Genomic DNA, 18,418 nt, shown 5'->3' with positions numbered 1-18,418 from the left:
GCGAAAACACGCCTAATTCGAGAATTTGCCCAACCAAGCGGAGAACGACGGTGGGCGATTCATCGCCCGCGACCACTTTGACGGAGTGCCACCGACGGAGTGCGGCAAGCGATGGAGCGTGGTCCGATCGAGCGGCCGACGTCCTCACAGCACGATCGGGGTCAACACCGCCGTCGCCGCGATCGCCGCGACCACGCACGCCGCGATGTGGACCGGTTCGGGCGTGATCCGGTGCCGCAACGCCAACCACCCCGTCACCACCGGTACTCCGGCGACGAGACCGAGGAACAGGACGACCAGTGCCGCCGCGCGCAGGAACGGGGCCATCCCGTGCGGCGCCCCCGCGCCGCTCAGCAGCAGCGAGGCCGCGACGACGGCGAACACGGCGACGGCCGCCCCGGCCCCGGCCGCGATCGCGGTCGCCCGCGGAGGCGCGGGCAGTGGGAACTTTCCGTTGCGCGCCTGGCCGAGCAGCTTCGCCACGTCCTTCAAACGAGCGCGGATCTCCGCCGCCGTCTCCTCTCGTTCGGGTTCGACCGGTGCCGGGGTCGGGCCGAGCCCCGGTTGCGTGGTGTGCTCGGCGGTGCGCCTCCACAGGTCGGCGGCGGTGTCGTCGACGACGCCGACGAACGCGTCGACGGAGGTCGCACGCTTCTGCGCGGCCTCGCGGGCGGCGACCGCGCGTTCCGCGACGACACGGACCCGCGCGACCTCGTCGCGATACCGTTCCTCGGCCTTCGCGCGCGCCGCGTGCGCGTGGACGACGGCGTCGGTGTAGGCGGCGCACGCGCGGGCGTACTCGGAGACGGGCGAATCAACGTCCATTGAGGTTACTTCCGGTGAGAAGGTTGTCGAAGGACGGCAGGGCTTCCTCTGTGTTGTACGGGATGACGACTTCGGGTGTCCGGTGCGTCGCTCGGTCGAAGTACAGGGCCCGCCGGGCGCGTGGGTACCAGGCGAGCGGAGCGCCGGGCGAGATCGGGGCGAGGTCGGTGCCCTGGACGTCGAGGGCGAGCCACGCGTCGATGGCGTCGAATCGGGCCGCGAAGCCGCCGAGGTCGTCCCGCAGGCGCGGCACCGACCTCCACCATCCGACGGTGTGAACGCGCCGCTCGGGGCCGCTCATCAGCATGGTGCGCAACCGATCCCGGCCAGCCGTACCGAGACTGGCCGAGGCCGCGTCGGGGGCGTACAGCAGGACGAGGTGAAGTCGGTCGTCCGGGACGTCCTGCCAACCGTCGACCACGTCGGTCAGACTGTCCCGCCAGTCCACTTCGGCGTCCATCCTGGCCAGTTCGCTGTTCAGCCGGTAGGCGCTCGAAACGGCGTCCGGGTCGAGACAGCACACGGTGGCCCGCAACGGAAGTTGTCTGGCAAGGGAGAGCGCGGCGCCCGCGAGGATGTCGCACGCCTCGGTCAGCCGCGTTCCGAGGACGGCGAGGTTGCGCCCCGGCGCGCGGGTGAGCCGCAGGGTCGCCGGGCGGGACGCGACGTCGATCGATTGCCCCACGATGATCGCGGGGGCTCCGTCCGGCACCAGCGGTGTGTCGGGCAGAACCGGAACCCGGTCACCGTCGAAGAGGATCGGCGGGTCGTTGTCCGGAGGACGTTCGTCCCACAGGCGTTGCTGGAGCGGACCCCATTCCTTGCGGTCACTCGCGTCCGGGAGACGCACGATCCGGTTCGCGCCGGCCACGCCGGAGTCCGGGTTCAGAACGGCGTGGAAACGCGGGATCTCGTCGGCCGCGGTGTTCGTGTCGGCGAGGAGCCGACGCGCCTTCGGCAGCGCGACTCGCAACGTGAACTGCGCGATCAGCGACGGCCGCCCCCACAGCGCTTCGATGCCCGCGACGTCCTGGCTGGCGAGGACGAGGTGGATGCCTTGGGAGCGACCACGTCTGGCCAGGTCCTCCAGCAGAATGACCGCCTCGTTGGCGACGGCGTCGCGCCCGTCGAGGAGCACCTGGAACTCGTCGACGACCGCGACGAGGCGCGGCCAGCGACCCTCCGGGTCGGCGTCGCGCAGTTCCTCCAGTTTGGTCGCCTCGTGCCGTTTCGCGGCCTCGGCGCGACGGCGCAATTCATCGCGGAGATGCCGCAGCATCGCGAGGCCGTACTCGCGGTCGTCGTTGACGTTGACGCCGATCAGGCGGACGTGCGGAAGCCAACTCGGGTCCCGACGCCCACTCGCGAAGCGCGCGAACGACACGCCCTCCTTGAAGTCCAAAAGATACAGTTCGAGTTCGTCGGGGTGGTACCGGCTCGTCAACGCCCCGAGCCAGGTGTAGAGCAGGTTCGTCTTACCGGAACCGGACGGGCCGCCGATCAGGGCATGCGGCGGATTGTCTCCGAGGACGAGTTCCGCGAGGCGCCCGTCGTTTCCCTCTCCGACGGGCGCGCGCAGGCCGCCCGCCGAACTGTCCGTCCATAGTGTTTGCGGAATGAGATCCGCGAGTCGCGCGGGCGGCGGACCCGCTGTCGCCTCCAGGGCCATCCGGCGACACGTCTGTCGAACGAGTTCCTGCGGCGGCGGGGCGTCCAGCGAGACCCGGGCCTGCCCGGAGAGACTCGTGCGTTCCGCGGTGATCGTGATCGTGTCGGTGTCGTCGGCGACGTCACCCCCGACGACGACAAGGTGTACGCCACAGGCGATCCCGGCGCGGCGGATGCGGGCCAACTGGGCGCGTTGGTCGTCCTTCCACTCCTCCGGTTGCGCGCCGAGCAGGACGAGCACCCGCCACGGTTCCGGACGACGACCCGTCGCCATCGCCAACTCCCGCAGACCGGCGTACTCCCCTGCGAGCACCGTCGCGTTGATACGTCTAATGTGCTCGATATGCTCGTCGAGCAGGTCGTTCAGCCCCTGTGGGCCGACGAAACCGAGCAGCTCGCCCCGAGTCAACGGGGCGAACCCGGCGAGGCTCCCCCCGAGCCGCTCGGGGTCGTACACGCTCAAACGAACCGCGCCCAGAGACGCTGATCCCAAGGCCCGCAACAGAATGCCAGGCAGCACCGGTTCCGCGTCGGCGGCGATTCGCAGATGCGAGTGATCGAGCAACGGCACCAGGGCCGGCGGCTGATCGTCCCGTTCCGGGCCGACGAGGAGGCGTCCCACACGGAATAGCCCCGCCTGGGCACGATGCGGGTACGGTCTCGGATTCCACTGTGACCAATGCTCGGCCGCAGGACCGTCGGAGAGCCGTTCGCACACCAAGGTCAAGGTGTCGACGGCCTTCGCTATGTCGACCTCCGCCTTGTCGGTGATCGTGTTGAGGACCTTCCGGTGTGAAGCGCTCAACGCCGCCTGTTTGGCACGCGCGTCGCCGAGGGCGGCGGACGCGGAGGATGCCGCCGCGCCGGCGGCCACCGTCGCCGAGGCCGCGAGACGACGGACGGAGCCACGCGCGAGAGCGAGCTCCTCGGAGAATCGATCGGACAGTCGTTTGCGCCAGCCGGGCATGTCAGGCGCTCCTTCCCGTGGGGCGTGGGGAAATCGAGTGCATGGTCGCGACCAGGATCGGCCCGATCGCGGCCGCGTCGACGGCCTCGGCGTCACCCGAACGAACCGGGCGACGGGAGGCGAGACCGCACGCGGCGTTCACCTGGCCCACCGTCACGTCGTCGGGCAGTTTCGGCAGGAGACGCCGCGCCCGACCGTCGAGACGGGACCTCAGCTTGGCGACGTCCTCAGTGGTCGGGAACTGGCCGTGTCGATCGGCGGCGAGACTCCGGATCATCGGCAGCGCCAGACCGGGCAGCCGAACGGCGATCTCGGGCGGAGCGGTCAGCAACAGGCGCCGGTAGCCGTCCCGGTCGTCGCGCCGAGCGGCGTCGACCAGACGCGAGAACAGGTCCGTCACACCGAGTCTCGACGGCTCGGCGTCGATGCCGGTGTCGTCGTCGGTCAACTCGCATACGCGGCGACGCCACCAGTCCGGACCGCCATCGGAGGGCAACGGCGCGGCGGGCGCTGTGCCGGGAGGGCCCGTCTGAGTCGTTGACGCGCCCCCGACGCCGATCGCGGCGAGATACGCGTCGATCGATGAAGCCGCCGCGTTCAGGCGTCGTGTCATCGCGTCGAGATGTTCGCAGGCGCGGGAAAGCTCCATCATCGACTCCATCCGGCGGCCTTCCTTCAGAGCCACCGTCAGCATGGCGTGCGCGTCCCGCAGGCTCGCCTCAGCGCGTTTGGCGTCGTCGAGGGGCAGTTCTTCTGCGATGGCGCGCAGTCGAGCACCGTACGCTTCGATGCTCACCATTAGAGTGTCGCCGCGTATGCCTCGGCCTGTTCGGCCGCCGCCTGGGTCGCCGCCATCGACTGTTCCAAGTCCTGGTTCGCCTGAGCGAGAGCGGCTTGAGCGGTGGTGACATTGTGGTGAGCACTGCCGCGGGTCACGGCGCTCAACGCCTGCTGCGCGCCTTGGAGCCGTTCGCCCGCCGCCGTGATGGCGGCCTGTCCATCCCGTACCTGCTGCATCGCGGCTGCGATCGCGGCTCTGAGTTCCTCAACACTAATACCCGACATGACTTCCATTTTGTCGACTTCTCGCGCGTTCTGCCTCAGCCAGGGGGCGCCGGATTTGTCGGATAGGCGACAACAACCCGCACATGCAGCTTTTGGCCGTCCATCGTGCGGGTCCCTTGACGGTCGATTATCGCCGTTCGCCCATCGGAACGCGCGGGCGGGTCCGCTGAAGCGGCACTAGCTCGTCGATGTGAGTTCCCCAGCCCCACAACGTATAGAGGATTATCACGATCCACATGGAAGCGAGATCGATCGGCGCCGGACCGTCACCGCGTTCATTTACTGTAGATACAGCATGGTGGACCGTTGAAGATCCTAAAAGGCGGGTGCCTGCACGGCGCCGAGGTCGGCCTGATATAGCGACGGTTCACATCGAACTTCGCGAGCGGATGACCCGAGCGTCCACCGAAGCCGCCCGACCGGACGCGCCGCCCCTCGCCTTCCGGTGACCCCAGCGGCGGGACGGGCCTCGTTCACCGGGGGCGGGCATGACTCCACTATGTCCATTCGGGTCTTCTCGCGTAGCCCTACCCGGCGGCCGGTTGGGTCGACCGAGTCGCCGAGTTCTCGGGAGCCACGACGAGATCATCGGGCACGACGGAGACCTCGGGGCCCCGAGGCGAGGCCTCCCGGCGTTCGCCGACCGGGACGTCCGTGGCCGGAGCGGAACTCGGGACGGCGGCGGCCTGTTCGGGTGCGGCACCCGTCTTGCCGAAGACGAAGGTGCGGTACGCGTAGAAACGGAAGCCGGTGCCGAGGACCAAACCGAGCGCCTTGGCGAGGTTCAGTTCGAGCGGGTCGGCATGCCGATCGAAGCCGAGGACGTAGTCGGCGACGAACAGGATGACGAGTTCGATGCCGAGCCCGACGAGGTTGAACAGGAAGAACAGCGAGTACTCGCGGCGCAGCGACGCGGCCGGAAGGTCCCGGTACGTCCAGTAGCGGTTCATGAAGTACGAGCAGGTGATGGCGACGACGGCGGCGATGACGTTCGCCTTCAACGAACCGATCGGCCGGAACAGGTTGAACAACCCGAAGCTGATGACGGTGTTGACGACACCGATCAGCCCGAACTTCGTCACCTCCGCCGCCAGACCACGCCAGCGCGGTGGCAGCCAATTCACAATGCGCACCACGACACCCTAGAGGCCGCCTCGCCGCTCAGCGGATCGGCTACGGCGGCGTCACCTGCTCGGGACCAGATGGCGCCGCTCAGGGTTCCCGCACGATCCGGCGGCGCGGGGAGTGCGGGAACACCCACGTCCGATAGGAGTGGAAACGGAACAGCGACGCGAGGCCGACACCGAGGACGTTCGCGACGATGTTGAGCGCGATCGGGTTGTCGAGCGTGGCGGGCCAGGTGTCGGCGGCGAGTTGGTAGACCGCGATGCAACCCAGGTTGATGCCGAGCCCGACGATGTTGAACACGAAGTACAGGACGTACTCCCGGTGAAGACCGGATCGGGGCCGGTGTCGCCAGGTCCAGAAGCGGTTGCCGATGAACGCCAGGGTCGCCGCGACGGCAGTCGAGAGGGCCTTCGCGGACAGCGGGTCGAAGTGCCAGACGTACGTCGCGACGTTGAACAGGCTCGTGTCGACGGCGTACGCGATGGCTCCCACGCCCGCGAACTTGCCGAACTCGCGGGCGATCCGCCGAACGAACCCGATCAACGGGCTCCCGGGGCGCGCGGCCGTCTCGTCGCGGTTCATCGGTTCCTCCTTCACGGCGGTCGCCGGTGGACGTGGACGGTCGGCCCGTTGTTGGAAGTGTCCCATATGGATCTGACTCAGGGCTTCATGGTGGACACCGCCAGCACCCCGATCTCCATGGGGTCCCTGCCGACGGCGATGGTGAGGGTCGTCGGTTCGGCGCGCGCTCGCGCGCGACAGACGTCGACGTCGACCCCGAAGGTGTGCCAGTTCGGACCTTCGAGGGCGCCTGGCGAACGACTGGATCCGAGGTTGTCGCCGCCGCACACGACCGTGCCGCCGACGAGCATCGTGTCGCCCCTCAAGGTCTTGTCGCCGTCCCACAGGGTGTAGGCGACGTCGACCTCGCCGCCGGGAATCGCGAGGGTCAGGGATCCGCCGTTGCGGGGCTGCGCGAGCCCTTCGTAGACGGCGGTCTCCTTCGTCGGCGCGCCCGCCTCTCGGTAGACGACGGTGAGCGACCAACCCGCGTAGTGGTGCACGCCGGACGGCAGCGCGTCCGGGTCGGCGGCGAACCAATACGTTCCCGAACCACGAACAAGGTCGGTGACGGTCGCGGCCGACTGCCGGACGGGCCGTTCGGCTCCGTCCCACGCGCGTTGTTCCGAGACGGTCGACCAGCCGCCGCCGGGACCGGCCAGCCGGACCTTCGCCGGGGTCTCGTACTCCGAGGCGGTCCAGTAGACGCCCGCCCACAGCACCTCGGCGCCGGCCGGAATCGACAGGGTGGCTCCGCTGACGGCGTCGTCTCCGGCGCCGTCGGGTGCGCCTTCCGCCTTGTACGGCTTCATGATCGAGAAGTGGTTGTCCGTCAGCTGATGCCCGCAGATCAGCGCGGGGCGGCAGCTGAGGAGGGTGTTGCCGGTGTTGGCGACGCCGGTCGCGTCCGTCGCGGCGAACGCGGTCGTCGTCGAGGGTGGTGAGACGGGGAAGCGCAGCACGGACGATCCGGTGGCGCCGTTGGCCGTGGTGATGTGCGCCTCGACCTCCTGGAAACCGGACACGGAGTCCTCGATGGCGATCGGGACGAGCGCCGTCGTGGACTGGCCGGGGCGCAGGCGTTCCCTCGTACAGGTGACTTTCGGAGCGGATTTCTCGCAGTTCCAACCGTCGGTGGCGTCTCCCCCGGGGGACGAGATCCCTTCGGGGAGGGTGAGTCTGAGGGTCAGCCGATCGGGCGCGACTCGGGCGTGCGGGCCCGCGAGTTCGGTGACGGGGGCGCGCCCGTGCCAGGTCGGTACGCGTGGCGTCCCCCCGTCCGGGGCGGTGAGCGTGATGGGAAGCGAACCGTCGACGCCCGCCGTCAGACCGATGTCGGACGGATCGACCTCAATGGAGTATTCGACGGGGTCGGCGGGCTCGGACGGGTCGTCGGCGGGCTCGGACGGGCTCTCCGGGTCCGGGTCGGTGGGATCCCCCGGCTCGTCGGCGGGGGCTTCCACCGTCGGTTCGGTCGCGGGTGCGGCGTCGGCCGGGGGTTCGGCGCCGTCATCGGCGAGGAGCAGCAACGCGAGGACCGCCGCGACGACGGCGGTCGCGCCACCGGCGAGCGCGGTGTTTCGGCCGCCGAACTGTTGGAAGAATTGACGAACGGCGCCGACCGCGTTCCGCAGGCCTTCGACGACGCCACCGAACCAGACGCCGATGGCGCCCCATTTGAGGGCCGACAGGCCGAGGTAGGCGGGAGCGGCGAGGCCCAGGAAGATCGGAGCGAGGATGACGCCGATGCCGGAGTTGATCTCGGTCAGCTCCATATAGCGGTACTTACACGCCGCGCAGCCCACCAGGTGGTTGTCCACCTTCGTCGTGTCACGGGTGGACAGACCGCCGCGAACCTTGGCGCTCAGGCGATCCGTCGTCCATTTGCACGACGCGGCGAGCGGCTCCTGAATGTGCTCCCTCAGGTACATCTCTTTGAGGCGTTCTCTGGCGCGGTACGCCAACGCGGACACCCCGTTGGGCGTCAACCCGAGGTGCTTGGCAATCTGTGCGGCGGTGTCCCCCTCGACCTCGGTGTGCCACAGGATCATCTGCCACCGCTCGGGGAGGCGTTTGAACGCCCGCGCCGCGAAGTGTCGCTCCTGTTCCGCGATCGCCGGGTCGACGAAGGCCTCGCCCGGATCGTGGGGCGTGAGGTCGTCGGTGTACTCGACTCGGCGGTCCCGTTTGGTGCGACTGTAGAAACAGTTGCGCATCGTCGTCAGCAGGTACGCGCGAAACGCGAGGTCGGGGCCTTTGCCGGCGCGCAGGGCCGCCAGCACCCGCTCGAAGGTCTCCGAAACCAGGTCGTCGGCGGTGGCTCGATCCTTGGAAAGGATGCGGCTCAACCTCGCCGCCGCCTGCACATGGCGTAGGTACAGCTGCCCGAAGGCGGCGGCGTCGCCCGCACGCGTCGCGGCGATGAGTTCGGCGTCGGCGCTGGCCGACTCTCCGAGCTCCGGGGTGTCTTCGATGTCGAGGTACACGGCGGACTTCATCCTATGTGGTCAGAGCTGCCGCTGACGTCGCGAGTCAGCGCTGGCCGATCGGCCGCGATCGAGACCGGGGGGACCGGTTCGATCCGCACGGGCCGCCCCATCATCCACCAGGCCGCGGGCGGCCCTGGGCACGCACCGGCGGCGCCGCGGGGTTCCGTCGTCAACTCCACCGGTACCCTGCGAAACCACTGCCGAATTCTGCCCCCGCGCCACCTCGCGAGACCTGAGGCGGTGAGACGACCTCTAGGCATTCAACAGATTAGGTGATATCGCGTCATCACGGTGGACGACACGAGTCCCAATCCTAAGCCGCGTCGTAAGACCCGGCGCTCGCCTTCGATGGTTACGTTGGGACGCGCATGAACATACACCGTCTGATCCTTTGTGCTCACCGGAAGACCGACGCCGGCGACGCGATGACGGAACTACGTGTCCTCCTCCGTGACGTCTACGCGGGGAACGGCCCGGAGCGATACCGATTCCTGTTCGTCGTGAATCCGTCGGGGCTGCTCGGTTTCGACCGTCTCGTCGTACCGCTCGGCTACGCGCGCATCCTCGGCGACCTGACGGACGCGCCGGTGGTCATGGCGGCGCCGGGAACCGTCGTCACGATCGTGGCCGCAGACGGTCCGCGACCGTCGACAGTGATCGGACGTCTGCGCGAGGTGACGCCGGTGAGCGAACCTCCGCGCCTTCGGCTGCTCGAACTGCCGATGACCCTGCCGACCGCCCTGGCGATGCTCGACGAGGTGTGCGAATGACGGTCGACCCGGACGGCGTTCCAGCGGCCCGATGACGCCGGTCACGCCTCTATGCTGACTTGCGGTGACGCCGCGCGACGCGGCGCCGAGCAGGGAGGGACGTGATGGACGCCGACACCGGCCTGCCCGTCGTCGGGATGATCGGGGCGGGGCAACTCGCCCGGATGACCCACCAGGCGGTGATTCCGCTCGGGATGTCACTACGTGTGCTCGCGGCGTCCGCCGACGACGGTGCCGCCAGAGTCGCGGCGGACGTCGAGGTCGGCGACCACACCGATCTGGGGGCGTTGCGTTCGTTCGCGGCCGACTGCGACGTCGTGACCTTCGATCACGAACACGTGCCGCAGGAACACATCGCGGCGCTCATCGCCGACGGGGCGACCGTCCACCCGGGCCCCGACGCCCTGCGGTACGCCCAGGACAAGCGCGCGATGCGGGAGGAGATCGCCAGGCTCGGCCTTCCGTCGCCGCGCTGGACGCCGATCTCCACCGAAGCGGATCTCGCCGAGTTCGGCGTTCCCTGCGTCGTCAAGACCACGCGCGGCGGCTACGACGGCAAGGGCGTCTTCGTGATCGAGGACGTGTCCGACGCCGCCGAGCTCCTCGCCTCGGGCGTCGACCTCATCGCCGAGGAACTCGTGCGGCTGCGTCGCGAGCTGGCGGTCTCGATCGCCCGGACGCCGTCCGGTTCGACGGTCGTCTACCCGGTCGTGGAGACGGTCCAGAGCGGCGGAATCTGCACCGAGGTGATCGCCCCGGCGCCGAACGCGAGCCCGGCGCTCATCGAGCGCGCTCGACACATCGCGACCACGATCGCCGACGCGGTCGGCGTTACCGGCGTTATGACGGTGGAGCTGTTCGAGACGGCCGACGGCCTCCTCGTCAACGAGCTCGCCATGCGGCCCCACAACAGCGGGCACTGGACGATCGAAGGCGCGATCACGTCCCAGTTCGAACAGCACGTCCGCGCCATATTGGACTATCCATTGGGTTCGGTCGAGACGACCGCGCCGGTCACGGTCATGGCGAACGTGCTGGGCGGCGACTCCCCCATCCCGCCCGACGAGCGGCTGCGTCGGCTCATGTCGCACGACCCCGCCGCGAAAGTGCACCTGTACGGTAAGGCCGAACGCCCCGGCCGCAAGATCGGGCACGTGACGGTGCGCGGCGACACGATCGATAACGCCTTCGCCCGCGCGCGGACGGCGGCGGCGATCCTGCGCGACGGCATCGACACAACGACGAAAGAGGCGACGTGAACACCACACCGCTGGTCGGACTGATCATGGGGTCCGACTCCGATTGGGCCGTCATGCGCAACGCCGCCCAGATCCTCGACGATTTCGGCGTCCCGTTCGAGAAGCGCGTCATCTCCGCGCACCGGACGCCGCACGCGATGCTCGCCTACGCCGACGCCGCCGCCTCGCGCGGTCTGCACGTCATCATCGCGGGCGCGGGTGGCGCGGCTGCGCTGCCGGGCATGGTCGCCTCGGCGACGAGCCTGCCCGTCATCGGCGTGCCCGTCCCGTTGAAGTACCTCGACGGGATGGACTCGCTCATGTCGATCGTGCAGATGCCCGCCGGGATACCGGTCGCGACGGTCTCGATCGGTGGCGCCGCGAACGCGGGCCTCCTCGCCGTGCGAATCCTCGGCGCGAGCGATCCGATCCTGCGGGACAAACTCGACGGGCACCAGGCCGCGCTCGTGAAGATGGTCGAAGAGAAGGACGCGGCACTCGAAACCCTCGACTAGAGGTCGTCCCGTTGTCTCAGGTCCTGCGAGACACGGGTCCGGGCGTCACTCGGCAAGGCGGAGAGCTCCTGCACAACGGTGTCGTATGCGAGAGGTTCGACAACGCGGTCGACGACGTTCTGACCCGCCGCAGTCGAGCTGCCGGGTAACGGGACAACCCCTAGGGCTCCCGGGAATTCCCCCCTCCGCTGCGAACGAGGTTCCCACGCCTGCTCCTGACGCCACCGCTCGAAACGATCGTGAGCATCGCCCTCGCGGTCCCGGAGACGACGCCGACAGAACGACCTGTCCGACGCCTTCCCCCACGCTGACGGACCGGCTAGAACGGTCCGCACCCGTTTCGGCTCAACCACTCGGCCGAACGGCCCGGTATAGTCGCCGCTGTGAATCTCGCGCACGTGGTGGATCGAACCCTCGGGTCGACGCTCCGCCGTGTCGCGATGCTGGCGGCGATTCTGTCGGTGTTGGTCCTGGGTTCGGTGTGCGCAACCGACGCCGCCCAGGTCGCCCAGTCGCCCGATACGGCTCCGACCGTCACCATCACCATCGACGACGATGGCCGCTGCGCCCCACATGACACGTGTCCGAAGGTCATCGGACGCGCGATAGCGCCCGCGCCAGGTGGAACGCAGGTGCTGGAGGTCGATACGACGTCCGGCATCCGGCTCGATTCGCTGAACGAAGCTCGGCCCGCCGCGCACACCGACGGGCGTTCCGTCGGCGCGACCTGCCGCCTGCACGCCGCTTTGTGCGTCTGGCGGACGTAAGCCGTCTCTTCTCGCCCCACGCGCGGCGAACACCCCACCCCTCATCGCTCGACGTGATGGCACGGCCTGCCCACCCATTCGGGAAACGGCACCGGTTCGCGCCGCGCGCCTCCTTTCCGTACCCAAGACAGGGAACCCATGACCACGAAGAAAGCCCGCCGCGCCGGGCAGAGACACCGACCCAAGAACGGCCCCCCGAGCAAAGCCCGCTCCAACGGCGCGAAAGCGAGCCGCGCGCTCGCGGGCGGCGGCATGAGCCTCAACACGAAGCTGACGATCGGGTTGGTCGCGTTCCTCGCGGTCGTCGTCACCGCCGTGCTCGTCTTCACCGACAAGACGCCGGAGGCCGTGGCGGCCGACGCGAGACTCGTCCGCGCCGACAGCCACACCTTGTCGACCGCCGAGGACGAGAAGGTGACGATCGTCGAGTTCCTCGATTTCGAGTGTGAGGCGTGCGGTGCGTTGTACCCGTCGACGGAACGTATCCTCACGGAGTACGACGGACGCATCACCTTCGTCGTCCGGTACTTCCCCCTCCCGGGACACGCCAACGGCGAACCCGCCGCTCGCGCCGTCGAAGCGGCGGCCGCGCAAGGAAAGTTCGACGAGATGTATCGCATGATGTTCGAGAACCAGGCGTCCTGGGGTGAGCGACAGACCTCGCAGGAGTCCGTGTTCCTCGGCTTCGCGGAGGAACTCGACCTCGATCTCGCCGAGTTCGAGGCGACGATGAACGATCCCGCGACGGCCGATCGCGTCGCCAAAGACGTCAGCGACGGAATGGACCTCAACGTGACCGGAACGCCGACGCTGTTCCTCAACGGCGAACTCCTCGACGCACGATCCTATGCGGATTTGAAACTGGCTATTGACGAAGCGCTGGAGGCGTGACGATGACAACGAAAGACAACCTGACGGTCTCCCGCGCACTGCCGTGGGTCTTGACGATCGGAGGCGCGATCGGGCTGCTCGCCGCGTTCGTCCTGACGGTCGAGAAGATCGAGCTGATCCTGGATCCGACCTACGTACCGAGCTGCAGTATCAACCCGATCCTCTCCTGTGGATCGGTCATGGACACCCCGCAGGCGGTATTGTTCGGCTTCCCCAACTCACTACTCGGCGTGGCGGGCTTCGCGATCGTGCTCACGATCGGAGTCGTCCTGCTGACGGGGGCGACGCTCCCGCGCTGGATCTACTGGGGACTTCAGCTCGGCGCCACCGCCGGCATCGTGTTCGTGCACTGGTTGATCTTCCAGAGCCTGTACCGCATTGGCGCCCTGTGCCCGTACTGCATGGTGGTGTGGGTCGTGATGATCCCGATCTTCTGGTACGTCACACTCCACAATGTTACAACTGCCCGATTGACCGGAGCGCTGCGCGACGGCGTCATCGGCATCGCCCGCATGCACGGCGTCATCCTGGCACTGTGGTACATCGTCATCATCGCGATGATCGGCGTGGAGTTCTGGGACTACTGGCGGACCTTGCTGTAACGAGGACCGCTCCATAGACGACGTCGCCCGGACCGATCGGTCCGGGCGACGTGCGTTGTAAGCCTTGTCAGCGAGTGCCCGACCTCGTGTGATTCGACCGAACCACACCAGGTCGGGCGGTCCGCTAGCCGAGCGAGACACTCCAGTTGTCGATGGTTCCGACGTTGCCGGTCTCGTAGTCCTTGACGCTCAACGTCCACGTTCCGTTGGCGACCTCGGCGTCGAGGTCGACGGTGTACGTCTTCGCCAGGTTCGCGCCGGTGTCACCGGTGCGCTTGAGGACGTAGTACGAGCCGTCCGGCGCGTACAGGTAGATGGACAGTTCGCCCCGATCCGGGTGCGTGATGTTCACCGTGACGGTGCTCGCCGTCGCCGCGTTGCCGGCACAGTCGGTCACGCTGATGTCGCTCGTGACGATGGTGTGGTCGACGATCGAGGTTCCGGCGGCGTTGGTGGCATCACAGTTCGCCGGCGGGTCGGTCGGGTCGGTCGGCGGGTCCGTGGGGTCCGTCGGGGGATCCGTGGGGTCCGTCGGCGGGTTCGTCGGGTCGCCCCAGATCGCGTTGACGAATTCGGGGCGGTCGATGAACGGGTTCCGGTTGTGCTGGAACTGCTCGAAGATGACGTCGTTGCGGTTCATCTCGAACGCGTCCGGCGGGTCCTGTGCGGACCAGTCGATCAGGACGGACAGACGCCCGTGCAGCGGCGCGGAACCGTTGCTGACGTTGTCGTTCGGCTCGAGGTTGGGGAAACCGTCGTCGCCTTCGTACCGAACGGCCATGTACAGGATCATCCGAGCGACGTCGCCCTTGATCGCGTCACGGGGCTCGAAGGAGTCGCTGTCGTAGTAGTTTCCGGGGGCGCCGGAGACTTCCTTGCCGCCGTTGTCGAAGTCGAGGTTGCTACGGGTGGAGTTGACCGTGGGGTCTTCCGGGCGCAGGTGGTGCAGGTCGGTGCCGGGGCCGACCCGCGTGCCGAAGTCGCCGTGGCTCTTCGCCCACACGTGCTCGCGGTTGTAGTTGCCGCCAACGGGTTCCGAACGTCCCGCGTAGAGCAGTCGAACGTTGCCGGGCTTGTCCGGGTCGGCGTCCGCCGCCGCGACTCCATCCCAGACCTCGGCGTAGGACAACATGTCGTGTCCGTCGATGATGTCGTGCAGCGCTGTCTTCAGGGCGGCACCCGTCTTGCCTTCGGCACTGTCGTAGTACCCGGCCGGAGCGCTGGAGGGGGTGGCGGTGTTACTGGCGAACGCGATCGGCGCCAGGAGCATCGAGGCTCCTACCAGGGCACCCACGGTGATCGCCGTCCCCTTTCTGGTCAGCCTCATGAACATCTGTTCCTTTCGGACGGCGACACCTCGCAGTGTCATTGATTGATCTGGACGTCTCACAGCCTCACAGTCGGGCAGCCATAGCGCTACCGACGAAAGGATGATGGAACATCCTGCGAACAGGTGATAATGATACTTGTATCTGCCTCACTGCGATACCCGCCAAAGGCATATCCACCAGGAGATTCCGAGTCGTAACGACACGTCGAAAGAGCCACCGAACGGCAGCACTCAAACACTATGGATAACCGACTGGAATCCATAAAGGAACATTCGAGTCAGCTCAGCAGGTCGCGCCAGACCGGGACACAGGTCGTGAGGTCGACGTCAGCGCCCGACGAGGACTCGCCGCACTCCCGCTCGACGAAGTGCGCGATGTCCCTGCTGTGGCAGATGATGTCCGCGCCCCACATCGACAGCACCATGTGCCCTGCGGTGCCGCGACCCGCCGACAGGAAAAGGTTGGAGCACAACGGGACCAGCGTGGGCGCCGAACGCAGGAACCGCCGAACCACCTCCATCGCCTCCGTCTTGTCCACCGGGCGGTCGCCCCACAGCCACGGTGCCCACCACCCGAGCTCGACGCTGCGCAGGACGCCCTTGGCGGGCTGGCCCAAGCGGTTCCGCAGGTCCTCCGGATCGCCATTGCGCCAGTCGGGCCACGGCCGCGAGACGGCGCCGTCGTCCTGCGAGACGCCGACGGGCAGACCTTCGGCCAGAAAGGCACGGTGGTCGTCGGCGAAGGTGAAGCCGTAGGTCTCCTCGACGCGATCGAACTCGGCGGGCGTCAGCCCTGATTCCACGTGGTAGCCGGGAATCCGAGCGAGTCGACGCGCCGCGGTGACGCCGCGCTTCCACCCTCGAACTCCGCTCATCCACGCACCCTATCCACATATCACCATTTCGACATGTGTGATGTGGCAACTCGAGGGACGGCGACCGGCGTCCATATATGAGGTAAGGCAGTCACATTGAAGTCGAAGATCGGATGCGGACCCAGGACGCGCCACTGAAGACACGCTCGGCAGGACCGCGGCCTGGCGCCGTCCGGCCTCGCGGCGACAGCACGTTTCGCGACAAGGGCGACGAACCGAGGTTCGGCCCCGTGCCCATTTACCCTGTGGACACCCGGTCGCCCGAGTGCCTGCTCCTGACCGAAACGGCCGTGCTCACCGAGCGCCGACCCCTGGATCGGGCGAAGCTCTGGGGAGCGGCCGAACGCGACGTCATCACGCGACTTCGCCGTCATGCCCTGAAGGCGTGGGGTCTTCCGCGCTCGGACGTCCACCTCACTGCCTATTGGACGGTCGACCACGCCCAGGACTCCGACGCCTGACCGGCGTCCCCTTGCGGTGTATGACCACCTGGAACGCTCGCGCCGCAATGAAGGGGGACGGCCCCGGCTCCCTTTGCGGGGGGCCAGGGCCGTCCGAACGTCGGTGCTGAACCGGAGCTACGCCGACCAGGCGGGCGAGGCGACGGCCGCGAGCGCGATGTGGGCGAAGACCCGAACCCCGTGGGCGATGGCCTTCTCGTCGATGTCGAAGTTTCCCTGGTGAATATCGAGCTGCTCCCCCGGCCGACCGACGCCGAGACGGGCCATCGCACCGGGAACCTGCTCCAGGTACCAGGAGAAGTCCTCACCACCCATGCTGACGGGAGCCTCGACCACGGACGACGCGCCGAGCGCAGTGGCGGCGGCGTTCGCGAAGATCGCGGCGGCCACTCGATCGTTGATCACCGGCGGCACGCCTCGCGTGTAGGTGACCTCGGCGGTCGCGCCGGCCGCCGTCACGACGTTGTCGATGATCTCGGTGACCAGGTCGGGGATCGTCTTCCAGGCGTCCCTATCGAGCATCCGCAGTGTGCCCCGGACGGAACCCTCCTGCGGGATCGCGTTGGCCGCGGAACCGGCGTGGATCGAGCCGAATACCAGGGCCACACCGTTTCGCGGATCGATACGGCGGTTGAGCAGCGCGGGCACGTCCACCACGACACGGGACAGGGCGTGCACCAGGTCCGTTGTCAAATGTGGACGGGAGGTGTGGCCGCCCTTGCCGGTCAGTTTCACCTCGAGCATGTCCGACGCGGCGGTCAACGGACCGGAACGGACGCCGACGCGGCCGATCTCCAGCTTCGGGTCACAGTGGAACGCGAAGATCGCGGTGACGTCGTCGAGGGCGCCCGCCCGCATCATCAGCGGCGCGCCCGACGGGAACTTCTCCTCGCTCGGCTGGAAGACCAACCGGACCCGACCTCGCAGCTGACCGCGCTGGTACAGCTCCTGCAAGAGGAGACCCGCGCCGACGAGCATCGTCGTGTGGACGTCATGTCCACAGGCGTGACAGGCACCGGGAACCGTTGAGCGGTAAGGAACGTCCTTCGGGTCGTCGATCGGGAGCGCGTCCATGTCCGCCCGGAGGGCGATGACGTGTTCCGCGTTCGGGTCCCCGATGTCGCACAGGACGCCGTTGCCGCCGGGGATCAGCCGGGGTTCGAGACCTGCTTCGGCGAGTTTCGCCGCGACGAGCTCCGCCGTCCGCTGCTCACAGCCGGACAGCTCGGGGTGCGCGTGAATGTGACGGCGTAGCCCGATGAGCGCGGATTCGTGGCGACGGAGCCAGCCATCGAGAATCTCGGTTACCGAGTCGTGCTCGATACCGGGAGCCTCGTGGACGGGCTCGTCAAACATGGTGTTCTCCATCTGGCTGGTTGGCGCCGACATGATGGTCACGAATCCAGGCTTTCGCGTAGAGGAAGGTTGGTTTTCGGGCGTCGGTCAACTTAAACCCACGATTGCTACGGTGCGCAACCGCCGGAAAGGGCGACACGGATCACAATACCCACTACCCACAGTGTTCAGTCGCTCGGCGGGGACACACCCGATCGAATCCGCCTCACGTCTCACACCAGGTACAACGCCTGAACGCTGACTAGGTTACGGCCGCAACGGAAGCGATGCCACTTACACGTATTGAATTGATTGTTATCGATATGAATGTGACGCTGCGTAATGATCATCCCAGGGCCGCCCGCCGAAAGCGGCGCATTTCCAGGATGTGAGAAGGCTCGATCCTCCACGTAAGCCATTCGCTTGCGGTGCAACGAAAAGCGCCCAATGAGGTCGTTTCGCACCGGCGCTGACCAGCGCCACCGCCGTGACGAGTTGGAGCCCGGTCCCCGATCCGACGGCGCGAACCCGGCGGAACAGCGGGGTTCACCGGACGCCGACCAGCGCCCGGCGGGCCCTGCGAAGGCGTCCGAGATCGCCGCTTCCGACCACGACGCACCGCCCACCGACCACGCAAATCGCGACCGAGCCGTCAATGCGCCGGATACCGATGCACACCTGCGCGTGCCTGCGGAAACGTCACGTTCGGCGAGTGGATCCGGCCGCTGCGGACGACGCCGTGACGGTGATCACTTTCGATGGCGCGACCGCCCGGGGCGACTGGGCGAAGGCTCCGATCTCAGCCCCGGATGACAACCGGTTCGACGTGGCTCTCCGACGCCACCACCGACGGTGATCGAACCGATGTGACCGGATCGCCGCCCCACCGTGACCATCTCGGAATCGATCGGAGTCGATGAGGGAATCGATC

Annotated in this window: 17 protein-coding genes and 1 pseudogene; 7 read left to right on the top strand and 11 right to left on the bottom strand. The window is 67.7% G+C overall.

Features of this window, described 5'->3' with window-relative positions:
- Positions 1–144 precede the first annotated feature (144 nt).
- From ACM9NP_RS02885 to ACM9NP_RS02855, 7 genes are all read right to left on the bottom strand, one after another.
- The gene (locus tag ACM9NP_RS02885) at positions 145–825 is read right to left on the bottom strand and encodes a hypothetical protein (protein WP_415644974.1); all 681 of its coding nucleotides are present in this window, start codon (positions 823–825) and stop codon (positions 145–147) included.
- Positions 815–3,460, bottom strand: a complete 2,646-nt coding sequence (locus tag ACM9NP_RS02880; RefSeq protein WP_415644973.1) for an FtsK/SpoIIIE domain-containing protein — start codon at positions 3,458–3,460, stop codon at positions 815–817. The genes ACM9NP_RS02885 and ACM9NP_RS02880 overlap by 11 nt, the downstream gene beginning before the upstream one ends.
- 1 nt (position 3,461) lies before the next feature.
- A complete protein-coding gene (locus tag ACM9NP_RS02875; RefSeq protein ID WP_415644972.1) occupies positions 3,462–4,256 on the bottom strand; it encodes a hypothetical protein in 795 nt (264 codons plus the stop codon).
- A 2-nt stretch (positions 4,257–4,258) separates the two neighbouring features.
- On the bottom strand, positions 4,259–4,525 hold the full coding sequence (locus tag ACM9NP_RS02870) for a hypothetical protein (RefSeq protein WP_415644971.1): 267 nt from the start codon (positions 4,523–4,525) through the stop codon (positions 4,259–4,261).
- Positions 4,526–5,052: 527 nt separating this feature from the next.
- A complete protein-coding gene (locus ACM9NP_RS02865) occupies positions 5,053–5,658 on the bottom strand; it encodes a GtrA family protein (RefSeq protein WP_415644970.1) in 606 nt (201 codons plus the stop codon).
- A gap of 79 nt (positions 5,659–5,737) precedes the next feature.
- Positions 5,738–6,235 carry a GtrA family protein gene (locus tag ACM9NP_RS02860; protein ID WP_415644969.1) on the bottom strand — a complete coding sequence of 166 codons (498 nt, stop codon included), beginning with the start codon at positions 6,233–6,235 and terminating at the stop codon, positions 5,738–5,740.
- A gap of 77 nt (positions 6,236–6,312) precedes the next feature.
- The gene (locus ACM9NP_RS02855) at positions 6,313–8,712 is read right to left on the bottom strand and encodes a sigma-70 family RNA polymerase sigma factor (RefSeq protein ID WP_415644968.1); all 2,400 of its coding nucleotides are present in this window, start codon (positions 8,710–8,712) and stop codon (positions 6,313–6,315) included.
- A 359-nt stretch (positions 8,713–9,071) separates the two neighbouring features.
- Between ACM9NP_RS02855 and ACM9NP_RS02850 the strand changes: the two genes are divergently transcribed.
- From ACM9NP_RS02850 to ACM9NP_RS02825, 6 genes are all read left to right on the top strand, one after another.
- Positions 9,072–9,473: a hypothetical protein gene (locus tag ACM9NP_RS02850; protein ID WP_415644967.1), complete on the top strand. Its 402-nt coding sequence runs from the start codon at positions 9,072–9,074 to the stop codon at positions 9,471–9,473.
- Positions 9,474–9,577: 104 nt separating this feature from the next.
- The gene (locus ACM9NP_RS02845; protein ID WP_415644966.1) at positions 9,578–10,732 is read left to right on the top strand and encodes a 5-(carboxyamino)imidazole ribonucleotide synthase; all 1,155 of its coding nucleotides are present in this window, start codon (positions 9,578–9,580) and stop codon (positions 10,730–10,732) included.
- A gap of 26 nt (positions 10,733–10,758) precedes the next feature.
- Positions 10,759–11,226, top strand: a complete 468-nt coding sequence (gene purE, locus ACM9NP_RS02840; RefSeq protein WP_415645095.1) for a 5-(carboxyamino)imidazole ribonucleotide mutase — start codon at positions 10,759–10,761, stop codon at positions 11,224–11,226.
- A gap of 383 nt (positions 11,227–11,609) precedes the next feature.
- Positions 11,610–11,993, top strand: coding sequence for a hypothetical protein (locus ACM9NP_RS02835; protein ID WP_415644965.1), 384 nt, complete (start codon positions 11,610–11,612; stop codon positions 11,991–11,993).
- 138 nt (positions 11,994–12,131) lie between these two features.
- Positions 12,132–12,884, top strand: a complete 753-nt coding sequence (locus tag ACM9NP_RS02830) for a DsbA family protein (protein ID WP_415644964.1) — start codon at positions 12,132–12,134, stop codon at positions 12,882–12,884.
- A gap of 2 nt (positions 12,885–12,886) precedes the next feature.
- Positions 12,887–13,486, top strand: a complete 600-nt coding sequence (locus ACM9NP_RS02825; protein WP_415644963.1) for a vitamin K epoxide reductase family protein — start codon at positions 12,887–12,889, stop codon at positions 13,484–13,486.
- A 124-nt stretch (positions 13,487–13,610) separates the two neighbouring features.
- Here ACM9NP_RS02825 and ACM9NP_RS02820 read toward each other — a convergent pair whose 3' ends face one another.
- The 3 genes and pseudogenes from ACM9NP_RS02820 to ACM9NP_RS02810 all read right to left on the bottom strand — a co-directional run bounded on the left by ACM9NP_RS02820 (position 13,611) and on the right by ACM9NP_RS02810 (position 15,691).
- Positions 13,611–13,838, bottom strand: a complete 228-nt coding sequence (locus tag ACM9NP_RS02820) for a proprotein convertase P-domain-containing protein (protein WP_415645094.1) — start codon at positions 13,836–13,838, stop codon at positions 13,611–13,613.
- Between the two features lie 201 nt (positions 13,839–14,039).
- Positions 14,040–14,813, bottom strand: a pseudogene (locus ACM9NP_RS02815) (endonuclease I family protein); the annotation flags it as partial.
- 281 nt (positions 14,814–15,094) lie between these two features.
- Positions 15,095–15,691, bottom strand: a complete 597-nt coding sequence (locus ACM9NP_RS02810) for a hypothetical protein (protein WP_415644962.1) — start codon at positions 15,689–15,691, stop codon at positions 15,095–15,097.
- A gap of 230 nt (positions 15,692–15,921) precedes the next feature.
- On the opposite strand from ACM9NP_RS02810, the gene ACM9NP_RS02805 reads away from it, so the two are divergent.
- A complete protein-coding gene (locus ACM9NP_RS02805) occupies positions 15,922–16,152 on the top strand; it encodes an SIP domain-containing protein (protein WP_415644961.1) in 231 nt (76 codons plus the stop codon).
- A gap of 117 nt (positions 16,153–16,269) precedes the next feature.
- Here the strand turns inward: ACM9NP_RS02805 and ACM9NP_RS02800 are convergent, their stop codons facing one another.
- The gene (locus tag ACM9NP_RS02800) at positions 16,270–17,508 is read right to left on the bottom strand and encodes an amidohydrolase (protein WP_415644960.1); all 1,239 of its coding nucleotides are present in this window, start codon (positions 17,506–17,508) and stop codon (positions 16,270–16,272) included.
- Positions 17,509–18,418: the final 910 nt, after the last annotated feature.

Source organism: Stackebrandtia soli, from assembly GCF_965137155.1.
GTDB lineage: Bacteria > Actinomycetota > Actinomycetes > Mycobacteriales > Micromonosporaceae > Stackebrandtia > Stackebrandtia soli.
This window is presented reverse-complemented; position numbering and strand designations above follow the sequence as displayed.

What these genes read in the sequence shown, in the direction of transcription:
- ACM9NP_RS02885 (WP_415644974.1), bottom strand. Translation starts at nt 825, where the DNA reads ATGGACGTTGATTCGCCCGTCTCCGAGTACGCCCGCGCGTGCGCCGCC.
- ACM9NP_RS02880 (WP_415644973.1), bottom strand. Translation starts at nt 3,460, where the DNA reads ATGCCCGGCTGGCGCAAACGACTGTCCGATCGATTCTCCGAGGAGCTC.
- ACM9NP_RS02870 (WP_415644971.1), bottom strand. Translation starts at nt 4,525, where the DNA reads ATGTCGGGTATTAGTGTTGAGGAACTCAGAGCCGCGATCGCAGCCGCG.
- ACM9NP_RS02860 (WP_415644969.1), bottom strand. Translation starts at nt 6,235, where the DNA reads ATGAACCGCGACGAGACGGCCGCGCGCCCCGGGAGCCCGTTGATCGGG.
- ACM9NP_RS02855 (WP_415644968.1), bottom strand. Translation starts at nt 8,712, where the DNA reads ATGAAGTCCGCCGTGTACCTCGACATCGAAGACACCCCGGAGCTCGGA.
- ACM9NP_RS02850 (WP_415644967.1), top strand. Translation starts at nt 9,072, where the DNA reads ATGAACATACACCGTCTGATCCTTTGTGCTCACCGGAAGACCGACGCC.
- ACM9NP_RS02845 (WP_415644966.1), top strand. Translation starts at nt 9,578, where the DNA reads ATGGACGCCGACACCGGCCTGCCCGTCGTCGGGATGATCGGGGCGGGG.
- purE (WP_415645095.1), top strand. Translation starts at nt 10,759, where the DNA reads ATGGGGTCCGACTCCGATTGGGCCGTCATGCGCAACGCCGCCCAGATC.
- ACM9NP_RS02830 (WP_415644964.1), top strand. Translation starts at nt 12,132, where the DNA reads ATGACCACGAAGAAAGCCCGCCGCGCCGGGCAGAGACACCGACCCAAG.
- ACM9NP_RS02825 (WP_415644963.1), top strand. Translation starts at nt 12,887, where the DNA reads ATGACAACGAAAGACAACCTGACGGTCTCCCGCGCACTGCCGTGGGTC.
- ACM9NP_RS02810 (WP_415644962.1), bottom strand. Translation starts at nt 15,691, where the DNA reads ATGAGCGGAGTTCGAGGGTGGAAGCGCGGCGTCACCGCGGCGCGTCGA.
- ACM9NP_RS02800 (WP_415644960.1), bottom strand. Translation starts at nt 17,508, where the DNA reads ATGTTTGACGAGCCCGTCCACGAGGCTCCCGGTATCGAGCACGACTCG.